Origin of the sequence: Gimesia chilikensis (assembly GCF_007744075.1) — a bacterium.
GTDB lineage: Bacteria > Planctomycetota > Planctomycetia > Planctomycetales > Planctomycetaceae > Gimesia > Gimesia chilikensis_A.
In genome coordinates, this window is sequence record NZ_CP036266.1 from 3,398,841 (window position 1) to 3,422,095 (window position 23,255).

Here is a 23,255-nt window from a genome sequence, read left to right on the forward strand (position 1 = left end):
ATGGTATAATCGCCTCCCCTGCACTGCAAGAATTTAGACAGCGAATTTTGTGAAAATTAATAAAATCAAAATGATGTGTATTAAGTGTCTATTGTGTAGTCACTTAAGAGTTGTGGCTTGTTTTGGTGATGGACAGAAAGCGGGCGTAAAAGAGACGCCGAGAGAAAAATAGGAGAGGATGGTCGAGTATTAGTCTTGAGATTCATTCTCATATTCAGCGATCGATTCCAGGAACGGAGCCCCGAAATCATCGCATTTTTTCTGACCCACGCCCCAGATTTCGAGGAATTGTGCCGTGGTTGCCGGTTTATGGCGGGCCAGTTCTCGCAGTGTGGCGTCGCCGAAGACCATGTAGGGCTGAATCCCTTTATCGCCGGCGATCTGCTTCCGCAGTTCGCGGAGCACTTCAAACAGCCCTTTATCGACCCCCTTCCAGTTCAGGTTGTCGAACTTGTCGCGGGAACGCTGTGACTTTTCAGCCTGGCTGTCCTGTGTCGTCTGCATGAGCTGTGGTGTCGCTTCCCCTTTGAGGAGTTGCCAGCCGGTCTTCGTGATTCGCAGCTGCTGGTACTCAGCGGTCTTGGTCAGGAATCCCTGGGTCACCAGCTGGTTGAGCCAGCTGCGGATTGTCGTCAGGCTTTCCCCTTTCAACAGACCGTAGGTACTCAACTGGTCGTGTCCGTTATTGAGTACTTTTTTGTCTTTGGAACCTTTCAAGACTGCTGCGGTATAGGATGCTCCAAAATTCTGATCCTGACGATAGACCGAGGAGAGGATTTTCTGTCCGATCACCTGGGCGTCGTCGACCTGCTTGAATTCTCCCCGGCAGAGATCGCAGGCCGTTTCGCAGTCCTCTTCCAGGTCCTGACCAAAGTGCCGCATCAGGTAGCGGTGCCGACAGTCGAACGCGTGACAGTAGTTCTGCATCGCCTGCAGTGATTCAAAGGCGCTCGCTTTGGATTCGTCAGGCTGATCTTCGAGGATCCGTTGCCAGATCATCGCATCCTGCTCGGAATAGAGCAGCACGCACTCGGCTTCGAGTCCGTCCCGCCCTGCCCGACCGCTTTCCTGTTGATAATTTTCCAGTGACTTGGGCAGGCCTGCATGAATTACATAGCGGACGTTAGGCTTGTCGATGCCCATGCCGAACGCGATAGTGGCGACGATCACATCGATCTGATCTTGTATGAAGGCTTCCTGGTTGCCTGCACGTTCTGCATCGGGCAATCCTGCGTGATAGGGGCGTGTTTCGTAGCCAGCGTCGTTGAGCGACTCACTCAGCGATTCCACATCGGCCCGGGAGATACAGTAAATTACACCGGGTTCATCCGGGTGGCGGTCGATGACCTCGCAGACCTGCGAGAAGCGATTGCTCCGGCGGGCGACGGTGTAACTCAGATTGGGACGATCGAACGAACCGATGAGCAGTTCCGGATCCTGCAGGCCGAGCTGACTGGCAATATCGTTGCGAACCAGTTCCGTCGCGGTGGCGGTGTAAGCGTGAATGCCGCATTGCGGAAAGATGCGTTTCAGTTCCTGCAGTTCCCGATAATGGGGGCGAAAGTCATGTCCCCACATACTCACGCAGTGTGCTTCATCGATGACGATATAAGCCAGCTTGATTTCGGCGAGCATGCTGAGCATACTCTCGAGCATGAGCCGTTCGGGCGCGACATACAGCAGCTTGATCTTGCCTGCACGCAGATCTCGAAAGACCTGCCGGGCTTCTTCCTGGTCTAGGGAACTGTTGAGACAGGCGGCGGAGATGCCACAGACGCGGAGCGCATCGACCTGGTCTTTCATCAGGGAAATCAGCGGGCTGACAACAACCGCGGTCCCTTCCATACAGAGCGCAGGAGCCTGGTAGCAGAGAGATTTCCCCCCCCCCGTCGGCAGGACGACCAGTGAATCGCGGCCTTCCAGCACCGAGGTCATCGCGGACTGCTGCAGGGGGCGAAATTCGGAATATCCCCAGTATTCGTGCAAGACATCCAGTAACGCGTCGTCCATCCCTGTTTCAGCCATGATCGTTTCCGTTATTAGTAGAGCAAAATTGCCTGTGCAGGCAGATCCCTATCGTAACGGCTGAAGCTCAAAAGCTAAAGGATGTAACGTCGCTGGAACGTCAATTCTTCTAGAGCACTTCGTGCAGTGGCTCGTAGTCGTCGACCAGGTATTGTGGACGTCCGGCGAGGTCGGGGATGGTAGTACCGTGGAAATCAATGCCCAGGTGGCGGTAGAGCGTGGCAAAGACTTCACCGAAGTGGATCGGACGGTCTGCTACTTGGGCTCCCAGACGATCGGTGGCGCCGATGACCTGACCGGTCTTGAAACCGCCTCCGGCAAGCAGGCCTGCTCCAACGGCCGGCCAGTGATCGCGGCCGCCATCTTTGTTGATCTTGGGAGTTCGTCCGAATTCGCCCCAGGCGACCACGGCGACATCGTCGGCCATGCCCCGCTCGTGCAGGTCTTCGATGAGTGTGGCCAGACCCTGGTCGAATTGTGGCAGGTGAGTGTTTTTCAGACCGCCAAAGTTGTTGCTGTGGAAATCCCAGCGACCGAAGTTCAAGGTTACGATTCGGGCACCAGCTTCCACCAGGCGGCGGGCCATCAGGAAGTGTTCCAGGTTACGCGGTGCGCCATCGCCGTAGTTTTTAGGATCGCCTTTTCCGTAGCGTTCCCGGACGGCAGGATCTTCCTGGGAAAGATCGAGGGCGTTGACCAGTCGATTGGAAGTCAGGATGTTGAACACCTGCTGGTTCATGTCATCCATCCCCTGCATCGAGCCGCTGGCATCGGCATCGCGTTTGAATTGATCGAAGGTGGCCAGCAGCTGTTTGCGATCGTTCAGTCGTGCTTCATCAATGCCATTCAGGACCATGTTCTTACGCGAAGGACCTGAAGGCCGGAAAGCGGAATGGCTCACGCCGAGGAATCCGGGAAGCCCCGGAGAGCCGTAAGGGGGATGCCCTGTATCGGGGGCGAGCCCTACGAAGGGAGGCACAGCAGGATCAGCGGAGCCTTGAATTTTGGAGACGACCGAACCGATAGACGGCCATCCGCCCGCCGGCTGGTTCCGAGTCGTACGACCGGTGTAACAGATGAATGAATCGTGAGCGCCATTGGGAGAACCATAGACCGAACGCAGGGGAATGATCTTCTCGGCGATATTACCTAAACGTGGCAGATGCTCACAGATCTGGAAGCCGGGGACGCGGGTGTCGATGGGACGGAATTCGCCGCGGATTTCCGCGGGGGCGTCCATCTTCAGGTCGTACATATCCTGATGCGAAGGTGCGCCGCACATGTAAATCATGATGACGGCTTTGTGTCGTTTACTGCTGCCTGCTGCGGATTCTGCCTGGAGAAGTTGAGGCAGACTGATGCCACCCAGTCCCAGCGCACCGATTTTCAGGATTTCCCGACGGGAAATACGATCGCAGAGCTTCTTTTCCGGTCCCCAGATAGACAGCATGAAAAATCCTTTCTCAAGGAAGGGCAGGAGTTTAGTGAGGTTATCGGGCATTGCGCCTGGCAGGAGTGATATCAATGATCAAAAAGCATTGATATATGAAATTGTAGCACTTCGCGAGGCGGAATTCCAAGCCCAAACTTCAAAACTCGGCTTTCAGATCAGGAAAAATCAGCTGAGATTCCAGACCTGGTAAACTGATCAAAGTCTGGCAATCGAGAGGCTTTTTAATCATTTCAGAAGAAATTCGTGCCCCGGGGGGACCAGTTTTTCCGTGATCGTGATTTCCGCAATATTTTCCTGCAGAATCCCCTGCTCTGACAGCTTTTTCCGGGACTGATGTGGATTGAAATCGTCAAAATTGATCAGAGGCTCTTATTAAAGAACAGGTCAATTCAATTTCTGGAAATTCTCAGAATAGTGTTCATAAAGCCAAAAAAGATTTGAATTTTAAAATCTGAGTGAGAAAATAAGGGGAAGTACTTAATTCTAAATACGTTTGAAATCGAGGGAACAGCCAGCGTTTGCTTACTGAATGAGATTCTGATCGCTTTAGTTAGGGAGATCAAAGGTGAATCCAATCAACTCTGATTTTAAGACCAGGCAAGCTTCCTCAAGTGAGTCGAGTGATTCTGAAAGTCCAGTAGAACTGGCTTCTCAACAGACTCCGTTGTTTCAACCCCCTCCCCCTACCAGCGGTGACTCTTCAAAACTGGACCGCTGGCTGATGCGGACCATGCTCGAAAAAGCCGGGAATCCGGAAGTCGAAGTGGTCTTGTGGGACGGCAGTGTCATCACTACGGCGACAACCCCCGTTTCGGTTCGCGCCCATATTCGCAATCGCAGTACATTGTACAAGCTGATATTCGATCCGAGTTTGTATTTCGGAGACGGCTATTCACTGGGAACCATCGAGGTCGAGGGGGGACTGGTCGAATTTAATGAAGCGATTGACCAGGGCACTCACAAAGTCGATACGCAGGGATTCTATCGAGACCGATTTCGCAGAAGTCTGGGCTGGTTGAAACGAAACACCATCGATGCCGCCCGGCACAACATTCACCATCACTACGATATCGGCAATGACTTCTATCAGCTCTGGCTCGACGAACAGTTGGCCTATACCTGTGCCTATTTTCCAGACCCCGACGATACACTCGAAGCGGCCCAGATCGCCAAAATGGATCATGTCTGTCGCAAAGTCGGATTAAAGCCGGGGGGCTCGGTTGTGGAAGCCGGCTGTGGCTGGGGCGCGCTGGCGATTCACATGGCGAAACATTATGGCGTGAATGTGCGTGCTTTCAATATTTCCCGCGAGCAACTTGCATATGCCCGCGAACGTGCCAGGCGCGAAGGGCTTGAAAAACAGGTTGAATTTGTCGAAGACGACTGGCGGAATATTACGGGTTCTTATGACTCGTTCGTTTCGGTTGGGATGCTGGAGCATGTCGGTTTGAAGAACTACGAAGAACTGGGACGCGTGATTGCCCGCTGTCAGCGTCCCCACGGACGTGGTCTGATTCATTCGATCGGTTGTAATTCGCCCCGGGTGCTCGACAGCTGGACGACCAAACGCATCTTCCCCGGTGCCCACGTTCCCAGTCTGAGTGAATTCATGCGGATCTTTGAGCCGCAGAAGTTTTCCGTACTCGATGTCGAAAACATCCGGCTGCATTATGCCCGGACGCTGGAGCACTGGCTGGAACGCTATGAGCAGAACATCGACCAGGTCCGCGATATGTTCGATGAAACCTTTATCCGTACCTGGCGACTTTATCTGTCGGCTTCGGTCGCTGCGTTCCGCTCCGGTTCGCTGCAGCTGTTTCAGGTGGTCTTTACGAATGGAGCCAATAACGAAATACCCTGGACCCGGGCCGGCCTGTATCAGGAGCGGGAGTCTGGTTCAGTAGAAGGATAGACCAGTGTCAGAGACAGACAGCTGTGATGTACTGATTGTGGGCGGAGGTCCGGGCGGTTCATCCTGTGCCTGGGGGCTTCGCGAGTCGGGGCTGGATGTGCTGATTCTCGACAAAGCGACATTTCCCCGGGACAAAGTCTGTGCCGGCTGGATCACCCCGGCTGTGGCAGAGCTGCTGGAACTCGATCTCAAGGATTATTCACACGGGCATGTTCTGCAGCCTATCAGTCGCTTTCGCACCGGTCTGATTGGGGGAAGCACGCTGCACACTGAGTACCCCGAAACGGTCAGCTACGGGATTCGTCGTTGCGAATTCGATCACTACCTGCTGCAGCGCTGTGGAGCCCGGGCCCGGCTGGGAGAGTCCTTTCAGTCCCTCGAACGGACAGCGGACGGCTGGCTGGTGAACGGGAATCTTTCTGCAAAAATGGTGATCGGTGCCGGAGGTCATTTCTGTCCGGTGGCGCGCGAGATCAACGACAAACATGCGGGCGATCATTCCGTGGTCCTGGCCCAGGAGACCGAAGTTCAACTCACTCCCGAACAACAGCAGCGGTGCCGCGTTCAGCCCGATACGCCGGAGCTTTATTTCTGTCGCGATTTCAAAGGCTATGCCTGGTGTTTTCTGAAGGACGGATATCTCAATGTAGGCATCGGTCGCGAAGGAGAGAAGCAACTCTCCACGGCCCGGGATGAGTTCACGGAGTACCTGGATCGGGAACAACGCGTTCCCAGGGACATCCTCGGAAAATTCAAAGGACACGCTTATCGCCTGTATGGTCTGCAGAAGCGCACAATCATTGACGACGCTCTGCTGCTGATCGGCGATGCCGCCGGCCTGGCATCACCACAAAGTGGCGAGGGAATTCGTCCGGCCATTGAATCGGGGCTGATGGCGGCAGATGTGCTGCAGAACTGTCAGCCGAATTTTGATAAAGGACAGCTACAGATCTATCAGGACCGACTGCTGGAACGATTCGGTCCCTGGCCGGATGAGCCTGCGCACAGCATGCTGCCCGATGTCTTCCGTCAGTTCCTGGGACGACAATTAATGGGAACCCAGTGGTTTACCCGCAAGGTGCTGCTGAATCGCTGGTTCCTGCAGCAGCATCTTCCCCCGCTGGTTCGCAGCTGAGACCGCGATTTAACTCAGTTGGGACCATTCAAGTTCGATACCCTGCCCGGTCAGCTTTTGCTGGAAGTCTGCCAGTTGCTGTGGCGTGTTTCTGATCTGACGTGGTGTCGAGTGACTCGACAGTGCGTGGGCACAGAGGGCGCCTGCTGCTTCGCCAATCGACCATTCCACGGGATGCAGACGATAGCAGCCGTTCGAGATATGTGTCGTTCCAATGTTTTTGCAACCCGGAATCAGGTTTTCGACACGTTCCGGAATCAACGCACCCAGTGGGACCTGGAATGGCACGCTTCCCATATCGATGTAGTTGTCACCCCCCGTACTGGGGTGCAGGTCCAGGTGATAATAACCGATGCCAACCGAGTCGGCGAAGGGCTTGGCCAGCAGCGGCTTTTGATCCTTGCCCTGCACATTGAGACGTTCGTTGTAGGTCAGGTCCTGTTCCTTGATGGTCAGCTCCGCTTTGATGCGGCGGGACTCGCGAATGTAGGGATACTTCGCCAGACCGTCTTCTGTTCCCACTATATCTTTCCGCAGACGCAGGCCTGGCCAGCCTTCTCCGCCGTCCGGGCGGGGAGCTGCGGTCTGCAGCCAGTAGAGAAGTGACAGGCTGAGCTGTTTGGCGGCATGAAGCTGTTTCTCCCGCTCTGCCGGGCTAACGTCGGTAATGTTCCCCAGCATATAGTCGTTCTGCGGCCAGTTGACGACGGTGATGTCACTGGCATACGAACCGGGAGTGAAGTTGCTGCGATCAATCATTCGGCGGTACAGCCAGAGATTGAGTGATTTCGTGCGGGGCGCAGGGCTCTCTTTTCCAGAGGGGACAAACGAGAGCGCTTTGGGTTTGAGCGTACGCGGGTGTGAGTAATCGAGTGAAAGAATCTTACCGGACCAGGCGGGTGTGAGTGGAGGCACATGGTCTTTCCAGAAATCATACATTGCAGGCCGATCGATGGTGTGGTCTTCCCCTTCCCGATGATCGATGGCAAAGCAGTGAGTGAGGGCTTGAATGTTCTGCGGATTGGCTGTTTCCGGGGCATGCGGTTCGCCGGTCTGCGCCTGCGATTCTGCACCGAGTACGTATTCCGTTTTCGTCAGCGGGAGCAGGTCCCCTTCTTCGCTGGCATCGACAAAGTAAGTGCCGTTTAGTGTGACGGGGTGACCACTGCCTGCGATCTGACATTCAACGCTTTCAATGCGGTCGCCTGTGCAGGCTGCTGACACCGGCTGAGTGTTGACGAGCAGTGTGAGCTGACCACTGCTGATCAGTGGTGCCAGCATGGACTGCAGGGCTGCGACGCCGACCTGGGGTTCATGGCAGATCCGGGAGACCGAACCGTTGCCCGGATTCAGGTTCTCCAGCTGGCGGGCTTTTTTCGTCAGCGGGTAGTGCTGTTTATAATAGTCGCGGATCAGAGCCCGGAGCTGGGCGTAGCTCTGTGTGCGTCCAAAGGACTCAATCCACTTATGCTCATCGGGGGGGACCGCCTGCTGTGAAATCTGCCCGCCGATCCAGTCGGTGGGTTCTGTCAGAATCACCGACGCGCCGTTGCGGCAAGCTGCGAGGGCGGCAGCACAGCCTCCCAGACCAGCGCCGATCACGACAACATCTGCTTTCAGTTCGCGTGGCATCGTGGCAGCGGCACTACGGGACTGCATCGCCTGCAGAAAACCAAGGCTGAAGATACCGGAACCGTAAAAGCCACACTGTTGCAGGAAACGTCGTCGATGCATGAGAATAGATTTCAGAAAACGGGTGAGATTGTCGGGGATGATTGATTAAGATAAGCGAATCACCGGTCTCACAGATAATGCGAGCTGATTTACTTTATCTTGTTTAGTATATCGGAAGCGAGACCGAACGAAAGTGAAGTTATCTGGTGAATGAATAATCGTGACAAGAAAAATGGGAGAGACTTTGATGCGGAACATCGTGTGGCTGCTGCTCATCACCTGGTGTTGTGCTCCCCGGTTGTCGCTGGCGAGTGACTGTTTCGAGATTCGTGTGATCGACGCCGCTACAAAACGGGGCATTCCGCTGGTCGAGTTGAAGACCGTCAATGAGATTCAGTATGTGACCGACAGCAATGGGATCGCTGCGGTAAATGAACCGGGACTGGTGAATCAGGAAGTCTATTTTTTCATTCGCAGTCATGGTTATGAATATCCCGCGGATGGATTCGGGTACCGGGGTAAGAAGCTGAAAGTGACATCGGGCGGGAACGCCGTTCTGGAACTGAAACGCATCAACGTGGCGGAACGGCTTTATCGCATTACGGGAGGCGGAATCTATCGGGACAGCCTGCTGACGGGGGAACCGGTGCCTTTGAAGCATCCGGTACTCAATGCGCAGGTGCTGGGATCGGACAGTGTGCAGAACACGTTATTTCAGGGGCGGGTCTACTGGTTCTGGGGAGATACGAACCGCACCAGTTATCCTCTGGGGAACTTTCAGGTTCCCGGGGCCATCTCGGAACTGCCCGAGCGGGGAGGTCTGCCGATCGAGCGGGGAATCAACCTGGAGTATTTCGTCGATGAGAGTGGCTTTGCCAGCCAGATCTGCCCGATGCCGGGACCGGGGCCGACCTGGATCGATGCGCTGGTGACCTTGGAGGATGAATCGGGCCGGGAGCGTCTATTTGCGAAATATGTGAAGGTGAAGGCTCCACTGACGGTCTATGAACGGGGGCTGGTCGAATTCAATTCAGAAACGAACCGGTTTGAAAAACGGAAGACATTCGATTTCGACGCACCGCTCTACCCGGTTGGTCATCCGGTGCGGCATGAAATGGAGGGGCGTGATTATCTGCTGTTCGGACTGGAGATTCCCCTGATCCGTGTGCCTGCAACTGTGGATGCCCTGGGACAACTCAGTGAATATGAAACCTACTCGTATCTTCAGCCGGGGGCTAAGAAAGGTCTCGGGACCGTCGATCGCGATGACCGGGGGCATGTGAAATATACCTGGCGGAAAGGAGTTCCCCCGTTGAGTGATGATCTGGAGCAGAGGCTCATCGCTGAGCAGCAGCTGCGACCGGAGGAAGCATTTTTCCAGTTTCGTGATCTGAAGACAAAGCAACGTGTGCAGCTGCATAACAGTTCGGTAGCCTGGAACGCCTATCGCGGCAAGTGGACGATGATCGCTTCGCAGAAGAACGGGACCTCGATGCTGGGTGAGATCTGGTATTCGGAAGCAGACAGCCCGCTGGGGCCCTGGAAGTGGGGCCGCAAGATCGTGACACACGACAGGTACAGCTTTTACAATCCGAAGCAGCATCCCCTGTTTGCCCGGGAAAACGGGCGGCTGATTTATTTTGAGGGGACTTATACAACGCTCTTCTCGGGGAATAAAGTTAAAACGCCGCGTTACGATTACAATCAGATCATGTATCGCCTGGATCTGTCCGATCCACGGCTCGCTGCTGACCAGTTTGCGCAATAAAAATCACAGAGCCATGTCTGCTCAGGGACTGACTCTGTGTTTTGATTTCGGTCAAACAGTCGCGAGCCGATTACGAATCATCGCCTGTGAGTTTATCGATCAGGAAGTCATTCGTGTTTTTATATTTCTCTGATTGCGAAACACCGGGAATCAGGAGATGACATTCCATGCCCGCCTTATCGGCTTTCTCTTTCATTTTGACACCGTAGACCGGGTGATGGATTCCGTGGCCGGCGTTTTCTGAAGGGAGTTTCATGTTGTTGCCGTACGTCATCAGCAGTGGTGGATCGTCGGCGGTCACGTGGTTGTAGGGAGAGAATTCCTTGTACAGGGCTGCGTGCTTTTCGTAGTTGTCCATGACTTCCTGCATGCTTTTACCACCCACTGATTTGTAAATCATGGCATGCTTGAGCACGTTCGGACCGAGCCAGGGTTCGATGACCTTGGGATCGATGGAAGTCTGGCCCCCGCCAACGGCTGCTGCGGTGACCCGCGTTGATTCACGCAGGACCGGGTCTTTTGCTTTGGGGTCGGCCATGTCGTCATGACAGAGGAGCCACATGGATGTGCAGGCGCCGGCGCTGCCCCCGGTCAGAGCAATTTTATTCTTGTTGATGTTCCACTCTTTGGCTTTGTGCCGCAGGAACTGAATCGCACGCGCCGCATCATGTACGGGAGCAGGCAGCGGTGCTTCCCCCGTCAGACGGTAATTCACTGCTGCGTAGGAAATGCCTTTGTCCAGAAACGTTTTGATATTACCGGGCAGACGGGCTTTGTCACCACCGATCCAGCCACCTCCGTGGATGTAAACCAGCAGCGGTCGCGGTCCTTCCCCTTTGGCTTCCCAGAAGTCAAGCTTGTCCATTTTGTAGGGACCGTAGGAAACATCAGCATAGGTCGGTTTCGGCTGATCTGCCGCCAGGGCCGTTGATGTCATCAGTGTCAAAGCCGCAGCGAGCGAGAGTAACAGGCGTTGCATAGGACGAGATCCTTGATATCGGGTGATCGGGTGAAAATTACCAGGAAGTATTTAAAAGAAAACGAATTCCTTTCTGATCATCTTGCGCAGTTTTGGGATGGGAATCAAGAATCTAATGCGAGGAGTTCCTTTCAATCCCCGGACGGGCTATGATGCTGGAGTGTGAAGAATGAGCTGCTCTGGAGAAAACAACCGTTGAAAAGGGAGAGTGTATTGATGAAACAATGGTTTCTAAGTGGATTGGTGCTGTGGAGTCTGTTGAGTACATCTCTGCTGCAGGCCGGTGATGAGACGCCAGAAGTAACTCCCGCACGCGCCCAGCAACTCTGGCAGCAGATCGCTCCCTTTTTTGAACCCGGTTCGGAATTTGAAGGTGACCTGGGGGATTTGAAAACACCGCTGAAATTCTACGATGGCAGTCCGGTGAAAACCAAAGCGGACTGGCAGAAGCGTCGTCAGGAAATTCTCAAGACCTGGCACACAATGATGGGCGAATGGCCGCCCGTGAATGAACATCCCGATGTGAAAACTCTCAAGCAGGAACAGAAGGAAGGTTATACGCAGTACACGGTTCAGTTCGACATTGCTCCCGGGCATCCGAATACCGGTTACCTGTTGATTCCCGATGGTGCGAAGCCGGATCACAGTCGTCCGGCTGTGCTGGTGGTCTATTATGAACCGGAGACCGGTGTCGGCCTGAAAGGCGAAAATCGGGACTTTGCCCGGGCCCTGGCCAAACGGGGTTTCGTGACATTTTCTGTCGGCCATGACTATTCACTCTACTATCCCAATCGCGAGAAAGCGGAGATCCAGCCGCTGTCTGCATTGGCTTATGGAGCAGCGAATGCCTTTCATGTGCTGGCGAACCGCAGTGAAGTCGATCCCGAACGGATCGGAGTCATGGGGCACTCGTATGGCGGCAAGTGGTCGATGTTCGCTTCCTGCCTGTACGATAAATTCGCCTGTGCTGCCTGGTCGGACGGCGGGATCGTCTTCAATGAAAAGCGTCCCAGCGTGAATTACTGGGAACCCTGGTACCTGGGTTATGAAGGGCCCGATTTCCGCAAACGGGGGTTGCCGACCAAAGAGAATCCAAGAACCGGTCTGTATAAACGGCTCGTCAAAGAAGGCTACGATCTGCATGAACTGCATGCGTTGATGGCGCCACGTCCATTCCTGGTATCCGGCGGTTCGGAAGATCCTCCCAGTCAGTGGCGGGCGCTGAATCACACGATCGCAGTAAATGAATTCCTGGGATATAAAAACCGGGTCGCGATGACCAATCGTGAAAAGCATTCACCGAACCCGGAATCCAATGAGCAGATCTATCGCTTCTTCGAATACTGGCTGCTACAGGATCAACTGGATCAGCAGCAGTAATCTGAATGCATCTGGTGAAAGTCAACCGAGACGGTCGAACGTTATTTCAGATCGAATTCCAGATCTGATGTGCCCCCTTCCGGAACGGTTGCCTTGAAAGGCGAGGTGCCGAAGTCACTGAACTTGTGGGGCAGTTGATTGATGGCACCGACGTCTGCAGGGAATTCGCTTTCGGGAACCTGGGAACCATCGGGCATCACGAAATGTTCAAACAGCACGCGGTAGTTTCCGGGAGGTACGCCATCGCGGCCGTCCTGGTAGCGGAGCATGAACTGGCCTGACTCATCGGTGGTGCCTCGTCCCCCCTGCCCGTTGGTCTGTCCATCGGGAAAGAAAACCACAGAGACACCCGGCACCGCTTTGCCTTTAATCGTTACGGTTCCCCAGGTGGGAAAGGTTTTTAAATCATCACGCTTGGTCTCTGAGCTGCCGCAGGCAGTCAGGCACACTAACGACAGGATACAAAAAAATCTTACAGCCATGGGATTCGTTTCGAATGAAATTTCTGGAGAAAGATCAACCGGCGACAACAGTGCCGCCGATTGATCAATGGAACTGTCAGTCAGAGATTAGAATTCGCCGAGTACTTTTCCATCGGCGATGTACGAGAGATAGACACGGGTGGTGGCGTCAATGTTTTCGCTGATGAAGCGAACGGCGCCATCGCCGAGCAGAACATGACATCCGCCCGTGTGGAGGCTTCCCGAGTAACCCCAGGATGCGAGATTTCCAATGGGGCCGGTGGAGTACCAGGTGTTGATGTTGGCTCCCGCGAAGTTGGTACCATTGCCAACCCATTTCGCGAAGCCCCAGGCGGTTCCTTCACCGTTGGCAACCAGACGTGTGGTCTCGACGACTGCGACCGTGTTACTCATGCCGTCGGTGACATCACGGAATTTCGCACAGCCATTAAAGCCAAACATGGGACGTGAGGAGACTCCCAGAGAACCCCAGTTGGTGCAGGTAGTGTATTCACTGTTGGTGCTGAAATCATAGTTGGTGAAGACACCCAGCAGGGATGAGTTTCCGGGAGAAATTGAGTAGTGAGTGCTGGAAGTCGTGCTGTAGACTTCGGGGGTCGCGTCGGAGGGACAATGGAAAGCCTTAACGATGGTCGAGACGACTTCGTCATTGGCATTTCCAGAAGCACCGGGAGCGACAATCGTACCGCCGGCGGGGTTGTAGGAACCCGTAGCCAGACTGGCGTTGAACTTATTGTACAAGGAGCTCTGTTCCAGATAGGGCAGCAGCAGTAACCAGCCGCGGTGATTCAGGGTGACTTTACCGGCTGTGCTGGCAGAACCCCCGCTGCATGAACCAGAGTGAGAAACAGAGTAAGGCAGTACCCCAAACGTTTCGTTGTAGTTATGCAGTGCCAGTCCCAGTTGTTTGAGATTGTTCTTACAGGTTGAGCGTCGTGCTGCTTCACGTGCCTGCTGAACAGCGGGCAGCAGGAGCGCAATCAGGATAGCGATGATGGCAATCACCACCAGCAGTTCGATCAGCGTAAATCCTTTACGGCGTGGTTTGGGACAGGACACAGAAGACTCCTTACGAAAGAATGATGACGATCGATGAGAGAACAGCCGCACGATCTCTGCCAGTCATGTAATTCTGGCGTGACCGAATTCAGAATGTTCAGTCATTAGAAAAAGATAATAAATATCGTTAAGCAAGCAGCGTGCCAATCAGTGTGAGTCGTGGCCCAGTCTGACCGTTTTTTTGTGCATAATCAGATTAAAATAGAACTTTTGAGTTTTCTTGAGTGAATCCGCGATGTTGTCCGAAGTAGAATGGAACAGCGTAATCGGGCTCTGCTTCAGCTGTTATTGCCTGATTATTGGGCACAATCTCTCACTGAAAGTGGATTATGTCCCGCTTTGAACAGTACTATAAATTGTTGATTCCCGGCACTTTGTTTTTAACCCAGACGAGGTTCTCACCATGTCGACCACTACTCCACCCGTCATCAAAAACTTCAAAATGACTGGAATCATTCTCTGTGTGCTCGGGGTGATTTCTCTGATCACACCCGCTGTAGCTGGGACTGCGGTTGTGCTGGTGATTGGATCCCTGCTGCTGTTTGGAGGGTTTCTCTACCTGTTTCAGACATCACAGGCCGGTGACACTTCTGGCAAAATGATGCACATCATCCTGGGGATTCTGATGATCCTCGGCGGCTTTGGTATCATCAGTCATCCCCTGTTCGGGTTGTCGTTCCTGACATGGATGATGGCGATGTTCTTCCTGTTTGAAGGGACCTGGAAGGTTCTGATGTCCTTCAGTCTCAAACCCGCTGCCGGTTGGGGACAGGTACTGTTCAGCGGAATTATCTCGCTGCTGCTGGGGGGACTGATCTCGGCTGAGTGGCCTCTCTCCGGACTTTGGGCCGTAGGGACCCTGCTCGGCGTCGACCTGTTGATGACCGGATTTTTCCTGATCAACGTGGGAAGTCTGCCGGGAATGCCTGGGCAGGATCCATCAGCGACTCCCCAGGATACAGAAACTCCGCAGTAATAAGCGGCGTGTAAACTACTGCTTCGGCACTGGTGGCAGTGCCGGGGCGGCGGGAGTGACCGGTTTCAGAACTTTCACGTTAGCCTTGGCTTCTGTGGATTCATCCGGTGTCTTGTAGCTTTTGCTGCCCAGCTGAGCCGTGCGATTGGGATCCATCCGGTTCCGGTAAATGACCAGTCCATCGATGGCATGATACAACGCGGAATAGTTTACCTTTTCCCCTTTGTTATCGATGATATCGTTGGCCAGCAGAGAAACTGCTTTGCGAACCCATTCTTCGTTGAGGCGATCATCGGGCAGCGCCATCATCAGGAATTCAAGCGTATGCCCTGTCGTTTCCAGACGCTCCTGGAAGTTCTCGCAGGCGCTTTTCTGGAAGAAGTAATCGTAAGAGAAAGAACCGTCTAGATTCTGCATCGCTTTGGCTTCTTCAATGTAACGCTGCAGTTTCTGATCCGCTTCCAGCCAGTAACTCGACAGGCGATGACCTGCATTCCGATAGGTGTTACGGGCATAAGCGAGTGCGAATAAAGCGTGTGTACCGCCACAGGGGGAGTCGTTGGTGATCGTGTTGTTCTGCATGTAGACCAGGTCTGACATGTGCCACTCTTCCCCTTTTTTGTCGTACCAGACAGCGTCCGGTCCGAGGTAATGGACCAGGGCCCACAGAGACCAGGTGACCTCTTCATTTTCCTGGATTTCCTTCTTGGCATTTTCGACCATGTCTGCCACGGTGATGGGGCCATCGGGAGTCTGAACCTCATGATCTAAGGGGATGTCAGCCATCGCCATGATCGCCAGTGACTGATTCTTATGACCTTCGAAGGCATTCTCTTTTGTGTAAGGATGGGGACGTCCGCCGAACTCGGTTTTCTGGAACCAGGGCTCGCCGTCGTAGGTGACTCCGGAAGAGAGCCATTCCAGGGCATTGACGGTCTGGCCATCTTTCTTGATTTTATAGTCTTTGCGAAAAGCCAGAATGCCATGGAAGATTTCCCAGGGAGAATGCTTTTCCGACTCGAGATACTTCTGCTGCGAGACTTCGATGGCCTGCTCTACTTTTTTCAGCAGTTCTTCGGGTGACTCGAGCTCTCTGCTGCTGGCGACTTCGGTTTCCGTTTCACTGCTGGAATCTGCGGATTCCGAAGGGGATGACTGATTGCAGCCCGTTGTGAAACAGAGACCGGCGAACAGAAGTGCAAACAAAGACAGACGTAACGAAACATTCATGATCGGGGAAATTCCAGGGATATTAACGTATTTCAGGGATAATCGCAGGCAGGAGCCGCTGCAGGAGCTGAGCTCACCGGCGGCTGTCTGTTTGAATGTACCACGTAAAATGGCGGAAGTAAATCATATAAGTTGTCTAAAATCGCTATATTTTCAGTCGGATGACACCGAAGCGGGTGCTGTTATCAGTGTTACGTAAAGATTGCAGGGCTCAGGGTCCAAGTACGGGCGTCATATGAGCTGAGAACTGTTACAACCGCACTGTTCCCCCGCATTTCAGCCGAGCGGTACAGTGAGCACAGCTGGCGTGTTCACCAGAAACGTCAGGATAAAACTGCTGAGCACGACTGGTGCCTGCGGACAAATGCATAGATCACTGCTGATGCTTACGACCGACGTGACATTCTGTTTCCCTCCCCCGTTCTGCCGGAAAGTCGGATTCTGACGCTGGTACGAGGACGATACGCAGAAGGAACTGTAACGGTTTCTCCAGCGAAGCCGACTCTCGGATACAGGCTCAGATACACAGACTTTGAAAATCAAACATTGTTTTTTTGACATGGGGGAAGGATGAACTGCTTTAAAACCTTTCTGGCTGTGGGAGTCACGTTGTCTGCGAGTTTCTTCTGTGCAGCAGACGCACAGGCCGGTGTTTACGAGTGCTTTAACGAAGACGATTTACTGGACTGCGTCCCCTGTGTCGAGGACTGCTGGACCGACCGTGTTTCGTTCTATATTTCCGCAAACAACTACGCGTCGGTGAATCACATGGAGAGCGGCGGGTTTAATACCTGGGCCTTTTCCGCGAACAGCGGATCAGACAATAACGTGGCCTATGATTTCGGCCTGGCCCTGGGGACCCGCATTCCCATCGGCTGCAAGTGTAAGGCACTGCGGTTTGAAGTCGAAGGCGCCTTCCGTGATCTGGGCGGACTGACGACGACCAGCTTTCAGCTCGAAGGCCCTATCCAGACCTACGTGGTTGACTACGATGATCGCTGGAGTGTGATGACCAACTGCTGGCTCGATTTTCCGCTGAAAAACAACAAGACGATTTATATCGGCGGTGGTATCGGAGCGAACGGCGGAAAAGTGAGCATTGACGATACCTACGTGAGCGGTCAATCGCGATTCAATCGCTTTGCCTGGCAGATCGGGGGCGGCGTGACCTGGGATGTCAGTCAGCGTGTAACATTGGACCTGGGTTACCGCTACATGGATTACGGTTCGACCTTCGTCGATCTGAATGACAATTTTAATCCCAATAACGCTGCCGGGAATTACATTGCCGACCTGACCTCACACCAGGTGATGCTGGGCATCCGGTTTAACTCGCTGGGGAACCTGATTGGTCGCCGGTAAGTGATTACTGAAGCAATCTGCCATCAGACAAACAGAAACAATGAAGCAACACCATCCTCGAACGACAGCAGTGCATGATTGATCCGCCTGAATCCCGACCCTGGGGTTCAGGCGGTTTTTGTTATCACAGACGTCAAGGCTTCCTTGCTCACTGTCAGCTGGCGGCTTAGAATCGAAGTCTCTCGATCGATTCCCCGAACTCAGCCGTAATAGAGGAAGAGCCATGCGTGTGTGTCGTCTTGTTGCTGGATTGATGATTCTGGCCGTGTGCCTGTCTGCTTCGGAATCGCTCTGGGCCTGGGGGAAAGGGCATCGTCTGATTCGGCTCTGGGCGGTGGCCCGGCTGCCTGAATGGCAAACCGAATTGCTTGGCCAGGAAAATCTCACCCGTCTCTGTCGGGATTACACGTCACTGCAGGACAAGCACGCCAGTGGAAAGATGCCGCAACTGGATCCCTACTGCCTGGTGCCGGGCGTGCGGCTCTCACTGCATGATGTCAACCCGCCGACACAGAGTGCGACGGCCATCCAATGGTACCTCGAGCAGATTGCTGATAACCTGAACGCGGGTAAAACGGATGAGGCGATGAAGTTCCTGGGCGTGCTCTGTCACTGGAACGAAGATCCGGGTTGTCCCTCGGCACACAGCAGTCCCGTTTCCGAACTGCAACTCAAAACACTGCTGCCTCCCCCCAAGGACAAGGCTCGCTATAACTATCTGTTTGGCGCGGGCGGCTTCATGGATTCCGGCAATTACCAGCTGGCGGACGAAGCGTATACGCCTCGACTTTTGGGACGGACGCGTGCTGAGGCGGCGCTGCGGATTTATGAGCATCAGAAGCTGTTGCGGAACAATGCCGCGGCGCACATCATTCCCATCGTACAGGACACGATGCAGGGAGACGGAACCAAGGCGGACGAACATCGAGCAGCTGCGGCCCTGGCCAACGGTCGGCATACGGCGGATGTGATCTTTACCGCGATCTGCCTGGCGACGGACCATGTGGACGATCAGGAGTTTCTGTTCGCTGATCAATCATTGACAGAGTGGTTGCCCGATTTCCGGGGGCGGATGATTCCTCACCCGTATTACGTGAAGCCGTTCCTGGTGAACCAGGCAATGGACGCCCGGCGGCAACTGCATCCCCTCAAGATTAATGAGACCAGATACGAAACCGGCTATGGCATGGGGACGCCGTTCGAACTGGACTTCGTGCTGGCCCCGGGGAGTGTCTTCAAGCGGTTTACGTGCGATGTCGGACTGCATCCCACCGCGGGTAAGAAGGGAGCAGTCATGTTCGCGGTCGAGGCAAACGGCAAGGAACTGGTCCGCACCAGACCGCTGCGTGTGGGGGATGAACCGGTCCAACTGGACGTCCCCCTGCCCTCGGCTGAGGTCTTGAAGCTGTCGCTGAAGACAATCGCCGATGAAGGTTCCGAACCAAGCCATAACCTGGCGGTGTGGGGACAGCCGGTGTTGAAGACTGAGTGAATGTTGGCGGTATCGCAGGAGGCTTTCTGTCATCATCTGAAGATTTTAGAGAAAGCATACGAGCGAAAAATGAAATTTGGGCTCTCTGTAGAAACAATACTTAAGGCAAATGGATGGACCGAAAATCGGTCTGTTGACCCAACACCCTGGATTCAAACGATTAATGAGAATGGATTTGAAGTAACGCCTGATGTTGAAGCGTTTTTAAAATGTTTTGGAGGACTCCAATTTACACCTCCCATAAATCCTGAAGGGAAATATAGACCAGAAGAACTTTCTTTTTCTCCTACCGATCCAGTGTGCGAATTTGAAAGGGTGTCTTATTGGGAAAAAAAATTGAATGAAGTGCTCTGTCCAGTAGGGGCTGTATTTCGGAGAGCAACTCTGTGCATCGGCGAGTCCGGGGCATATTACCTGATTTCCGATGTCGGAGTTTACCTGGCTGGAGAAACACTATTAGACAGCATGAACTGTCTCATCGCGGCTTCGACTAAGCCCACTGAAGTACTTCCTGCACCAGAAAGTGAGTGAAGAAGAGAATTGACAGTATAGAAATAATTTCGACCAATTTAAACCAGTTCAAAGTCACTGCTTTGTTTTGCTGTCACGTCAGTCTTCACCTTGCCAGACAGAGGATGATAGCGGAATAGTGAAGGAGCCACAGAGAGGGCTGTAGATCGAAAGAACACCAAGATGAGAGCAAGTATATGGATATCAATACATCTCTAAGCAAACTCGCCGACTCTACACCCGAAGGTAGGATTCGCCTGTTTGCCTGCGATTGCTGCAGCCGACTCATTCCTGTTTTTCCTGACTTGGACCTAGAAAAGCTAATTCTGTTTGGTCAGAACCGAAGTTCGGGGAAAACTGATCAGGACTCGTTACTCTCTTTGCGAAATCATTTTGGCAAAATCTATAATTCACTTTACCCTGGGTATGGTGATCCGTCGCCCAAAACTCTTGCTTTGAGTTCGGCGGGTGAAGTCGCATTTACCGATTCTTCACTTGACGCAGCAATTAACGCACTGGAATTCTCGGCAGATGCAATTGCAAAGAAAGCTGCATACAACGCAACCGACACTGAGTATGACAGAGTGTATGACGACGCCTATGCACTTGAGCGAGGAGCTCAGTCTGGAATGCTGCATCGTTTCTTTGGTGTCTGACCTTGCCCTTAACCGCATCCAGAAATTGATCTATTAATCAGGAACCTGGTTCCGAAGTCTGATTTACTTACTCATTCAATGTCAGTGATCAGCAGCCAGTGGCAGTAATTTACAAGCCGGACTATTCCTGCTCGGTCCCGCCCGGTTTGGCTAACGAGTATTGCCAGATGCGACCTGTGCCGCCTAATGGGAGTGTTTCTTCCGCTTCCCCGGCGACGATTGTCGCGATGGATGCGCATTGATCGTCGAGGACCTCCTGGTAAACCAGTGTTTTGTCCTGCCGGTAAACGTAGAGTACGGAACGCAGCCAGCTCTGGACTTCGACCACGACAGCAAGAAATTCCGGTTGTTCCTCCGCAAATCGCACAAGGGTTCCTCGTACAGGACGCGATGCAGGGAGACGGGACCAAAGCGGACGAACATCGGGCGGCAGCGGCTCTGGCCAACGGGCGGCATACGGCGGATGTGATTTTCACCGCGATCTGTCTGGCGACGGACCATGTGGATGATCAGGAGTTTCTGTTCGCGGATCAATCATTGACCGACTGGTTGCCTGACTTTCGGGGGCGGATGATTCCCCACCCGTATTACGTGAAGCCGTTCCTGGTGAACCAGGCAATGGACGCCCGGCGGCAACTGCATCCCCTCAAGATTAATGAGACCAGATACGAAACCGGCTATGGCATGGGGACGCCGTTCGAACTGGACTTCGTGCTGGCCCCGGGGAATGTTTTCAAGCGGTTTACGTGCGATGTCGGACTGCATCCCACCGCGGGTAAGAAGGGAGCAGTTATGTTCGCGGTCGAGGCGAACGGCAAGGAACTGGTTCGCACCAGACCGCTGCGTGTGGGGGATGAACCCGTCCAACTGGACGTCCCCCTGCCCTCGGCAGAGGTCTTGAAACTGTCGCTGAAGACAATCGCCGACGAAGGTTCCGAGCCAAGCCATAACCTGGCGGTGTGGGGACAGCCGGTGTTGAAGACTGAGTAGGTGCTGTAGAGGACAAATGAGAGATGCCAAAAATAGTGAGCATTTCAGACGCGACTCAACCGGTGTTGGAGGTGTTTCCAGCTAGTGTTTCCAGCCACTTGAAAACCTTCAATTGACCTCCCCCTGTCAGAAAAAAGTTGACAGTTGAAATTGCGCAGTCGATAATCGGGGTCCAGTCACTGTTCAAATATCTCTGATCAATCGCTACGGAGAGCAGTTCCAGGACGGCTATCGCCGTGAAAGGGAGATGCCATGCTTCGTCTTCTCGCCTCCACTGTTTTGTATGTACTCGGGAATGCTATTGGAATCGTCGTGGCTGCCCAGTTGTTGCCTGGCTTCTCCATCGACTTCTGGTCAATCGTCATCGTCGCGGCGATCTTCACGCTGATCGTAGTTGTGATCACTCCCCTGCTGATTAAGATCTCGATCAAAAACGTACCTCAGATGAGCGGCGGCGTCGCCCTGGTCGCAATCCTGGTCGGTCTGATCGGAACCAGCATGTTTTCCGATGGACTGAAAATCTCCGGCCTCACCACCTGGATTCTCGCGCCGTTGATCATCTGGGTCGTCGCTTTGATCGCAGGGCTGGTGCTGCCGTTGTTCCTTTTCAAGAAGACACTGGAAAAGGTGAAGGAGTCCTGAGCGACGTCAGCGGGATCACTTTTCACTCAGCGCATTAAAAAAGCCAGAAGCATTACTGAGAGAATGCTCCTGGCTTTCTTTCATAAGTAACGGTGGAGGACTCGGACTCCCGACACGCGGATTATGATTCCGCTGCCCAAAATCATAACCTCCCAACGAGTAACGAGAAACAACAACTGCAAAAAGTCGTTTACACCTCGATTTACACCACAGACTCTAACTTGTAGTTCATTTTAGATTCATGGGGTGAATTACCAGATGACGCTAAACAAACAATTTTACGTATTGTGAAAATAGTTCACAGTCAATTAAAGAGTTAACTAGTTTCATAAATGGGTCGAATTACAGGACGTCTGAAGAAACAAATGAGTTTATTGTATGACGTTTTGCGTAACCGGGTGGCGACGGCTGACGTTGATTTCAAATTCGGCGTGAATCGCCACTCCGGTTCACGCTGTTGTTATGCAGCTACTCGAACCCTTTTTGATCTGCATAGCTGTCGACAGGATAGCACAGAAACGTACCGGCGTATTGGAGCGTTGCAGTTCCTTTGATTGCCCATTCCATGTGCTCGCTCAAGTCCCATGCCGGAACCACGTATGCGACGGCAACATTGGGAACCTCAGGATCCAGTCGGATGCTGTTGATCTTGATGTGCGGCCAGATTTCGCCGGGCTTGGCAATTTTGGGGAGAGACTCGTCGCCAATCATCTCGACCATGTCGCGATAGTGGCGAAAGCACGCCTTCTCGATCTTTGCTTTCAGGGGCGGTGTCCACTTGGGCATCTTCTTGAACATCGGGTGTGAGTAGTCAATTGGGGCGTTGTCGTCAGTTAGCTCGACGGGGATGTCGCAACCGAGAATTGGAATGTCAACCACCAGCGACGGTTTGTATCCCTTCTTCAGTTTTTGGGCGGTGACCTTATCAGCTGCTGCCGATGCCTCGGTGGGGCTCTTAAACGACTTGGTTTTTGTCTGTCCCTTTGAGCCGACTTTCCCGTAACGGACGGTGTAAGAACTCTCGTCGATAGAGATAGACCAGAACTTAGCTGACGAACCGTCGTGGAACTCGTACCAATTACGTGCGACCATCGCTTTGCTGCATAACTTGTTATTAACCTGCACGGCCTTGTTCTGATATGATGCCAGTATGCTGTACATGATACCGGTCGTAATTAGATTTTCAAGGCGTTACTCTATTCTTGATCTATGTTTACAGCAATTACTTGCTGATATTGAAAAAAAGAAAACACAACAAGGTGTAAAAAAACATGAAACTCATTGAGTAACACAATCAGAAAACGTTCGTTTTGGTTTTCTGTCCTGCATTTGACGAGTTTCGCAGACAAAAATGAGCTGTCTGAATGGTATGGACCGATTTCAGATCAGCCCGAAGTGACGCGATGCCGTTTAATGGTCGCTTAAAAACGCATTTGCGAAAACGCTTGAATAGATCGGACGAGGGCAAGAGTAATAACCAAGCTTAAGGAATATGACCAGCGTGATTCATGGACCCAGGTCAATTCTACA

20 protein-coding genes are annotated in these 23,255 nt (G+C 53.2%); 11 read left to right on the forward strand and 9 right to left on the reverse strand.

Translation table 11 applies throughout. The features are described from left to right. Positions 1-189: 189 nt before the first annotated feature. Positions 190-2,025 carry a DNA helicase RecQ gene (gene recQ / locus HG66A1_RS12860; RefSeq protein ID WP_145184279.1) on the reverse strand — a complete coding sequence of 612 codons (1,836 nt, stop codon included), beginning with the start codon at positions 2,023-2,025 and terminating at the stop codon, positions 190-192. A gap of 109 nt (positions 2,026-2,134) precedes the next feature. After that, positions 2,135-3,475 (reverse strand): DUF1501 domain-containing protein, encoded by a 1,341-nt coding sequence (locus HG66A1_RS12865; protein WP_145184282.1) that lies wholly within the window; start codon positions 3,473-3,475, stop codon positions 2,135-2,137. Between the two features lie 568 nt (positions 3,476-4,043). Here HG66A1_RS12865 and HG66A1_RS12870 point away from each other — a divergent pair. Beyond that, on the forward strand, positions 4,044-5,390 hold the full coding sequence (locus HG66A1_RS12870) for an SAM-dependent methyltransferase (protein ID WP_232106820.1): 1,347 nt from the start codon (positions 4,044-4,046) through the stop codon (positions 5,388-5,390). A gap of 4 nt (positions 5,391-5,394) precedes the next feature. After that, positions 5,395-6,525: an NAD(P)/FAD-dependent oxidoreductase gene (locus HG66A1_RS12875; RefSeq protein WP_145184285.1), complete on the forward strand. Its 1,131-nt coding sequence runs from the start codon at positions 5,395-5,397 to the stop codon at positions 6,523-6,525. A gap of 9 nt (positions 6,526-6,534) precedes the next feature. Here HG66A1_RS12875 and HG66A1_RS12880 read toward each other — a convergent pair whose 3' ends face one another. Continuing rightward, complete coding sequence (locus tag HG66A1_RS12880; protein ID WP_232106821.1) at positions 6,535-8,259, reverse strand: FAD-dependent oxidoreductase; 1,725 nt, start codon at positions 8,257-8,259, stop codon at positions 6,535-6,537. 187 nt (positions 8,260-8,446) lie between these two features. On the opposite strand from HG66A1_RS12880, the gene HG66A1_RS12885 reads away from it, so the two are divergent. Continuing rightward, a complete protein-coding gene (locus HG66A1_RS12885) occupies positions 8,447-9,967 on the forward strand; it encodes a hypothetical protein (RefSeq protein ID WP_145184291.1) in 1,521 nt (506 codons plus the stop codon). 70 nt (positions 9,968-10,037) lie between these two features. Here HG66A1_RS12885 and HG66A1_RS12890 read toward each other — a convergent pair whose 3' ends face one another. After that, positions 10,038-10,946, reverse strand: coding sequence for an alpha/beta hydrolase (locus HG66A1_RS12890; RefSeq protein ID WP_145184294.1), 909 nt, complete (start codon positions 10,944-10,946; stop codon positions 10,038-10,040). A 216-nt stretch (positions 10,947-11,162) separates the two neighbouring features. Here HG66A1_RS12890 and HG66A1_RS12895 point away from each other — a divergent pair, with 216 nt between their 5' ends. Further along, positions 11,163-12,326: a prolyl oligopeptidase family serine peptidase gene (locus HG66A1_RS12895; protein WP_145184297.1), complete on the forward strand. Its 1,164-nt coding sequence runs from the start codon at positions 11,163-11,165 to the stop codon at positions 12,324-12,326. A 41-nt stretch (positions 12,327-12,367) separates the two neighbouring features. Here the strand turns inward: HG66A1_RS12895 and HG66A1_RS12900 are convergent, their stop codons facing one another. After that, the gene (locus tag HG66A1_RS12900) at positions 12,368-12,808 is read right to left on the reverse strand and encodes a carboxypeptidase-like regulatory domain-containing protein (protein ID WP_145184300.1); all 441 of its coding nucleotides are present in this window, start codon (positions 12,806-12,808) and stop codon (positions 12,368-12,370) included. A gap of 87 nt (positions 12,809-12,895) precedes the next feature. Continuing rightward, entirely contained in the window at positions 12,896-13,867 is a 972-nt protein-coding gene (locus HG66A1_RS12905) for a DUF1559 domain-containing protein (protein ID WP_145184303.1), read from the reverse strand. A 403-nt stretch (positions 13,868-14,270) separates the two neighbouring features. On the opposite strand from HG66A1_RS12905, the gene HG66A1_RS12910 reads away from it, so the two are divergent. Beyond that, positions 14,271-14,843: an HdeD family acid-resistance protein gene (locus tag HG66A1_RS12910; RefSeq protein WP_145184306.1), complete on the forward strand. Its 573-nt coding sequence runs from the start codon at positions 14,271-14,273 to the stop codon at positions 14,841-14,843. A 15-nt stretch (positions 14,844-14,858) separates the two neighbouring features. Here HG66A1_RS12910 and HG66A1_RS12915 read toward each other — a convergent pair whose 3' ends face one another. Continuing rightward, a complete protein-coding gene (locus tag HG66A1_RS12915; protein ID WP_145184309.1) occupies positions 14,859-16,073 on the reverse strand; it encodes a hypothetical protein in 1,215 nt (404 codons plus the stop codon). A gap of 570 nt (positions 16,074-16,643) precedes the next feature. Between HG66A1_RS12915 and HG66A1_RS12920 the strand changes: the two genes are divergently transcribed. The 4 genes from HG66A1_RS12920 to HG66A1_RS12935 all read left to right on the forward strand — a co-directional run bounded on the left by HG66A1_RS12920 (position 16,644) and on the right by HG66A1_RS12935 (position 20,093). After that, positions 16,644-17,435, forward strand: coding sequence for an outer membrane protein (locus tag HG66A1_RS12920; protein ID WP_145184312.1), 792 nt, complete (start codon positions 16,644-16,646; stop codon positions 17,433-17,435). 223 nt (positions 17,436-17,658) lie between these two features. Continuing rightward, positions 17,659-18,927 carry an NPCBM/NEW2 domain-containing protein gene (locus HG66A1_RS12925; protein WP_145184315.1) on the forward strand — a complete coding sequence of 423 codons (1,269 nt, stop codon included), beginning with the start codon at positions 17,659-17,661 and terminating at the stop codon, positions 18,925-18,927. Then, positions 18,928-19,458 (forward strand): SUKH-3 domain-containing protein, encoded by a 531-nt coding sequence (locus tag HG66A1_RS12930; protein ID WP_145184318.1) that lies wholly within the window; start codon positions 18,928-18,930, stop codon positions 19,456-19,458. Between the two features lie 176 nt (positions 19,459-19,634). Further along, positions 19,635-20,093, forward strand: a complete 459-nt coding sequence (locus HG66A1_RS12935; RefSeq protein WP_145184320.1) for a hypothetical protein — start codon at positions 19,635-19,637, stop codon at positions 20,091-20,093. A 121-nt stretch (positions 20,094-20,214) separates the two neighbouring features. On the opposite strand, the gene HG66A1_RS31990 is transcribed toward HG66A1_RS12935, so the two are convergent. Beyond that, positions 20,215-20,460: a hypothetical protein gene (locus tag HG66A1_RS31990; RefSeq protein ID WP_197997207.1), complete on the reverse strand. Its 246-nt coding sequence runs from the start codon at positions 20,458-20,460 to the stop codon at positions 20,215-20,217. 23 nt (positions 20,461-20,483) lie between these two features. Here HG66A1_RS31990 and HG66A1_RS12940 point away from each other — a divergent pair, with 23 nt between their 5' ends. Further along, positions 20,484-21,083, forward strand: a complete 600-nt coding sequence (locus tag HG66A1_RS12940; RefSeq protein ID WP_232106822.1) for an NPCBM/NEW2 domain-containing protein — start codon at positions 20,484-20,486, stop codon at positions 21,081-21,083. Positions 21,084-21,335: 252 nt separating this feature from the next. Then, positions 21,336-21,725: a phage holin family protein gene (locus tag HG66A1_RS12945; protein WP_145184323.1), complete on the forward strand. Its 390-nt coding sequence runs from the start codon at positions 21,336-21,338 to the stop codon at positions 21,723-21,725. Positions 21,726-22,193: 468 nt separating this feature from the next. On the opposite strand, the gene HG66A1_RS12950 is transcribed toward HG66A1_RS12945, so the two are convergent. Further along, positions 22,194-22,817: a WGR domain-containing protein gene (locus tag HG66A1_RS12950; RefSeq protein WP_197997128.1), complete on the reverse strand. Its 624-nt coding sequence runs from the start codon at positions 22,815-22,817 to the stop codon at positions 22,194-22,196. Between the last annotated feature and the right edge of the window lie 438 nt (positions 22,818-23,255).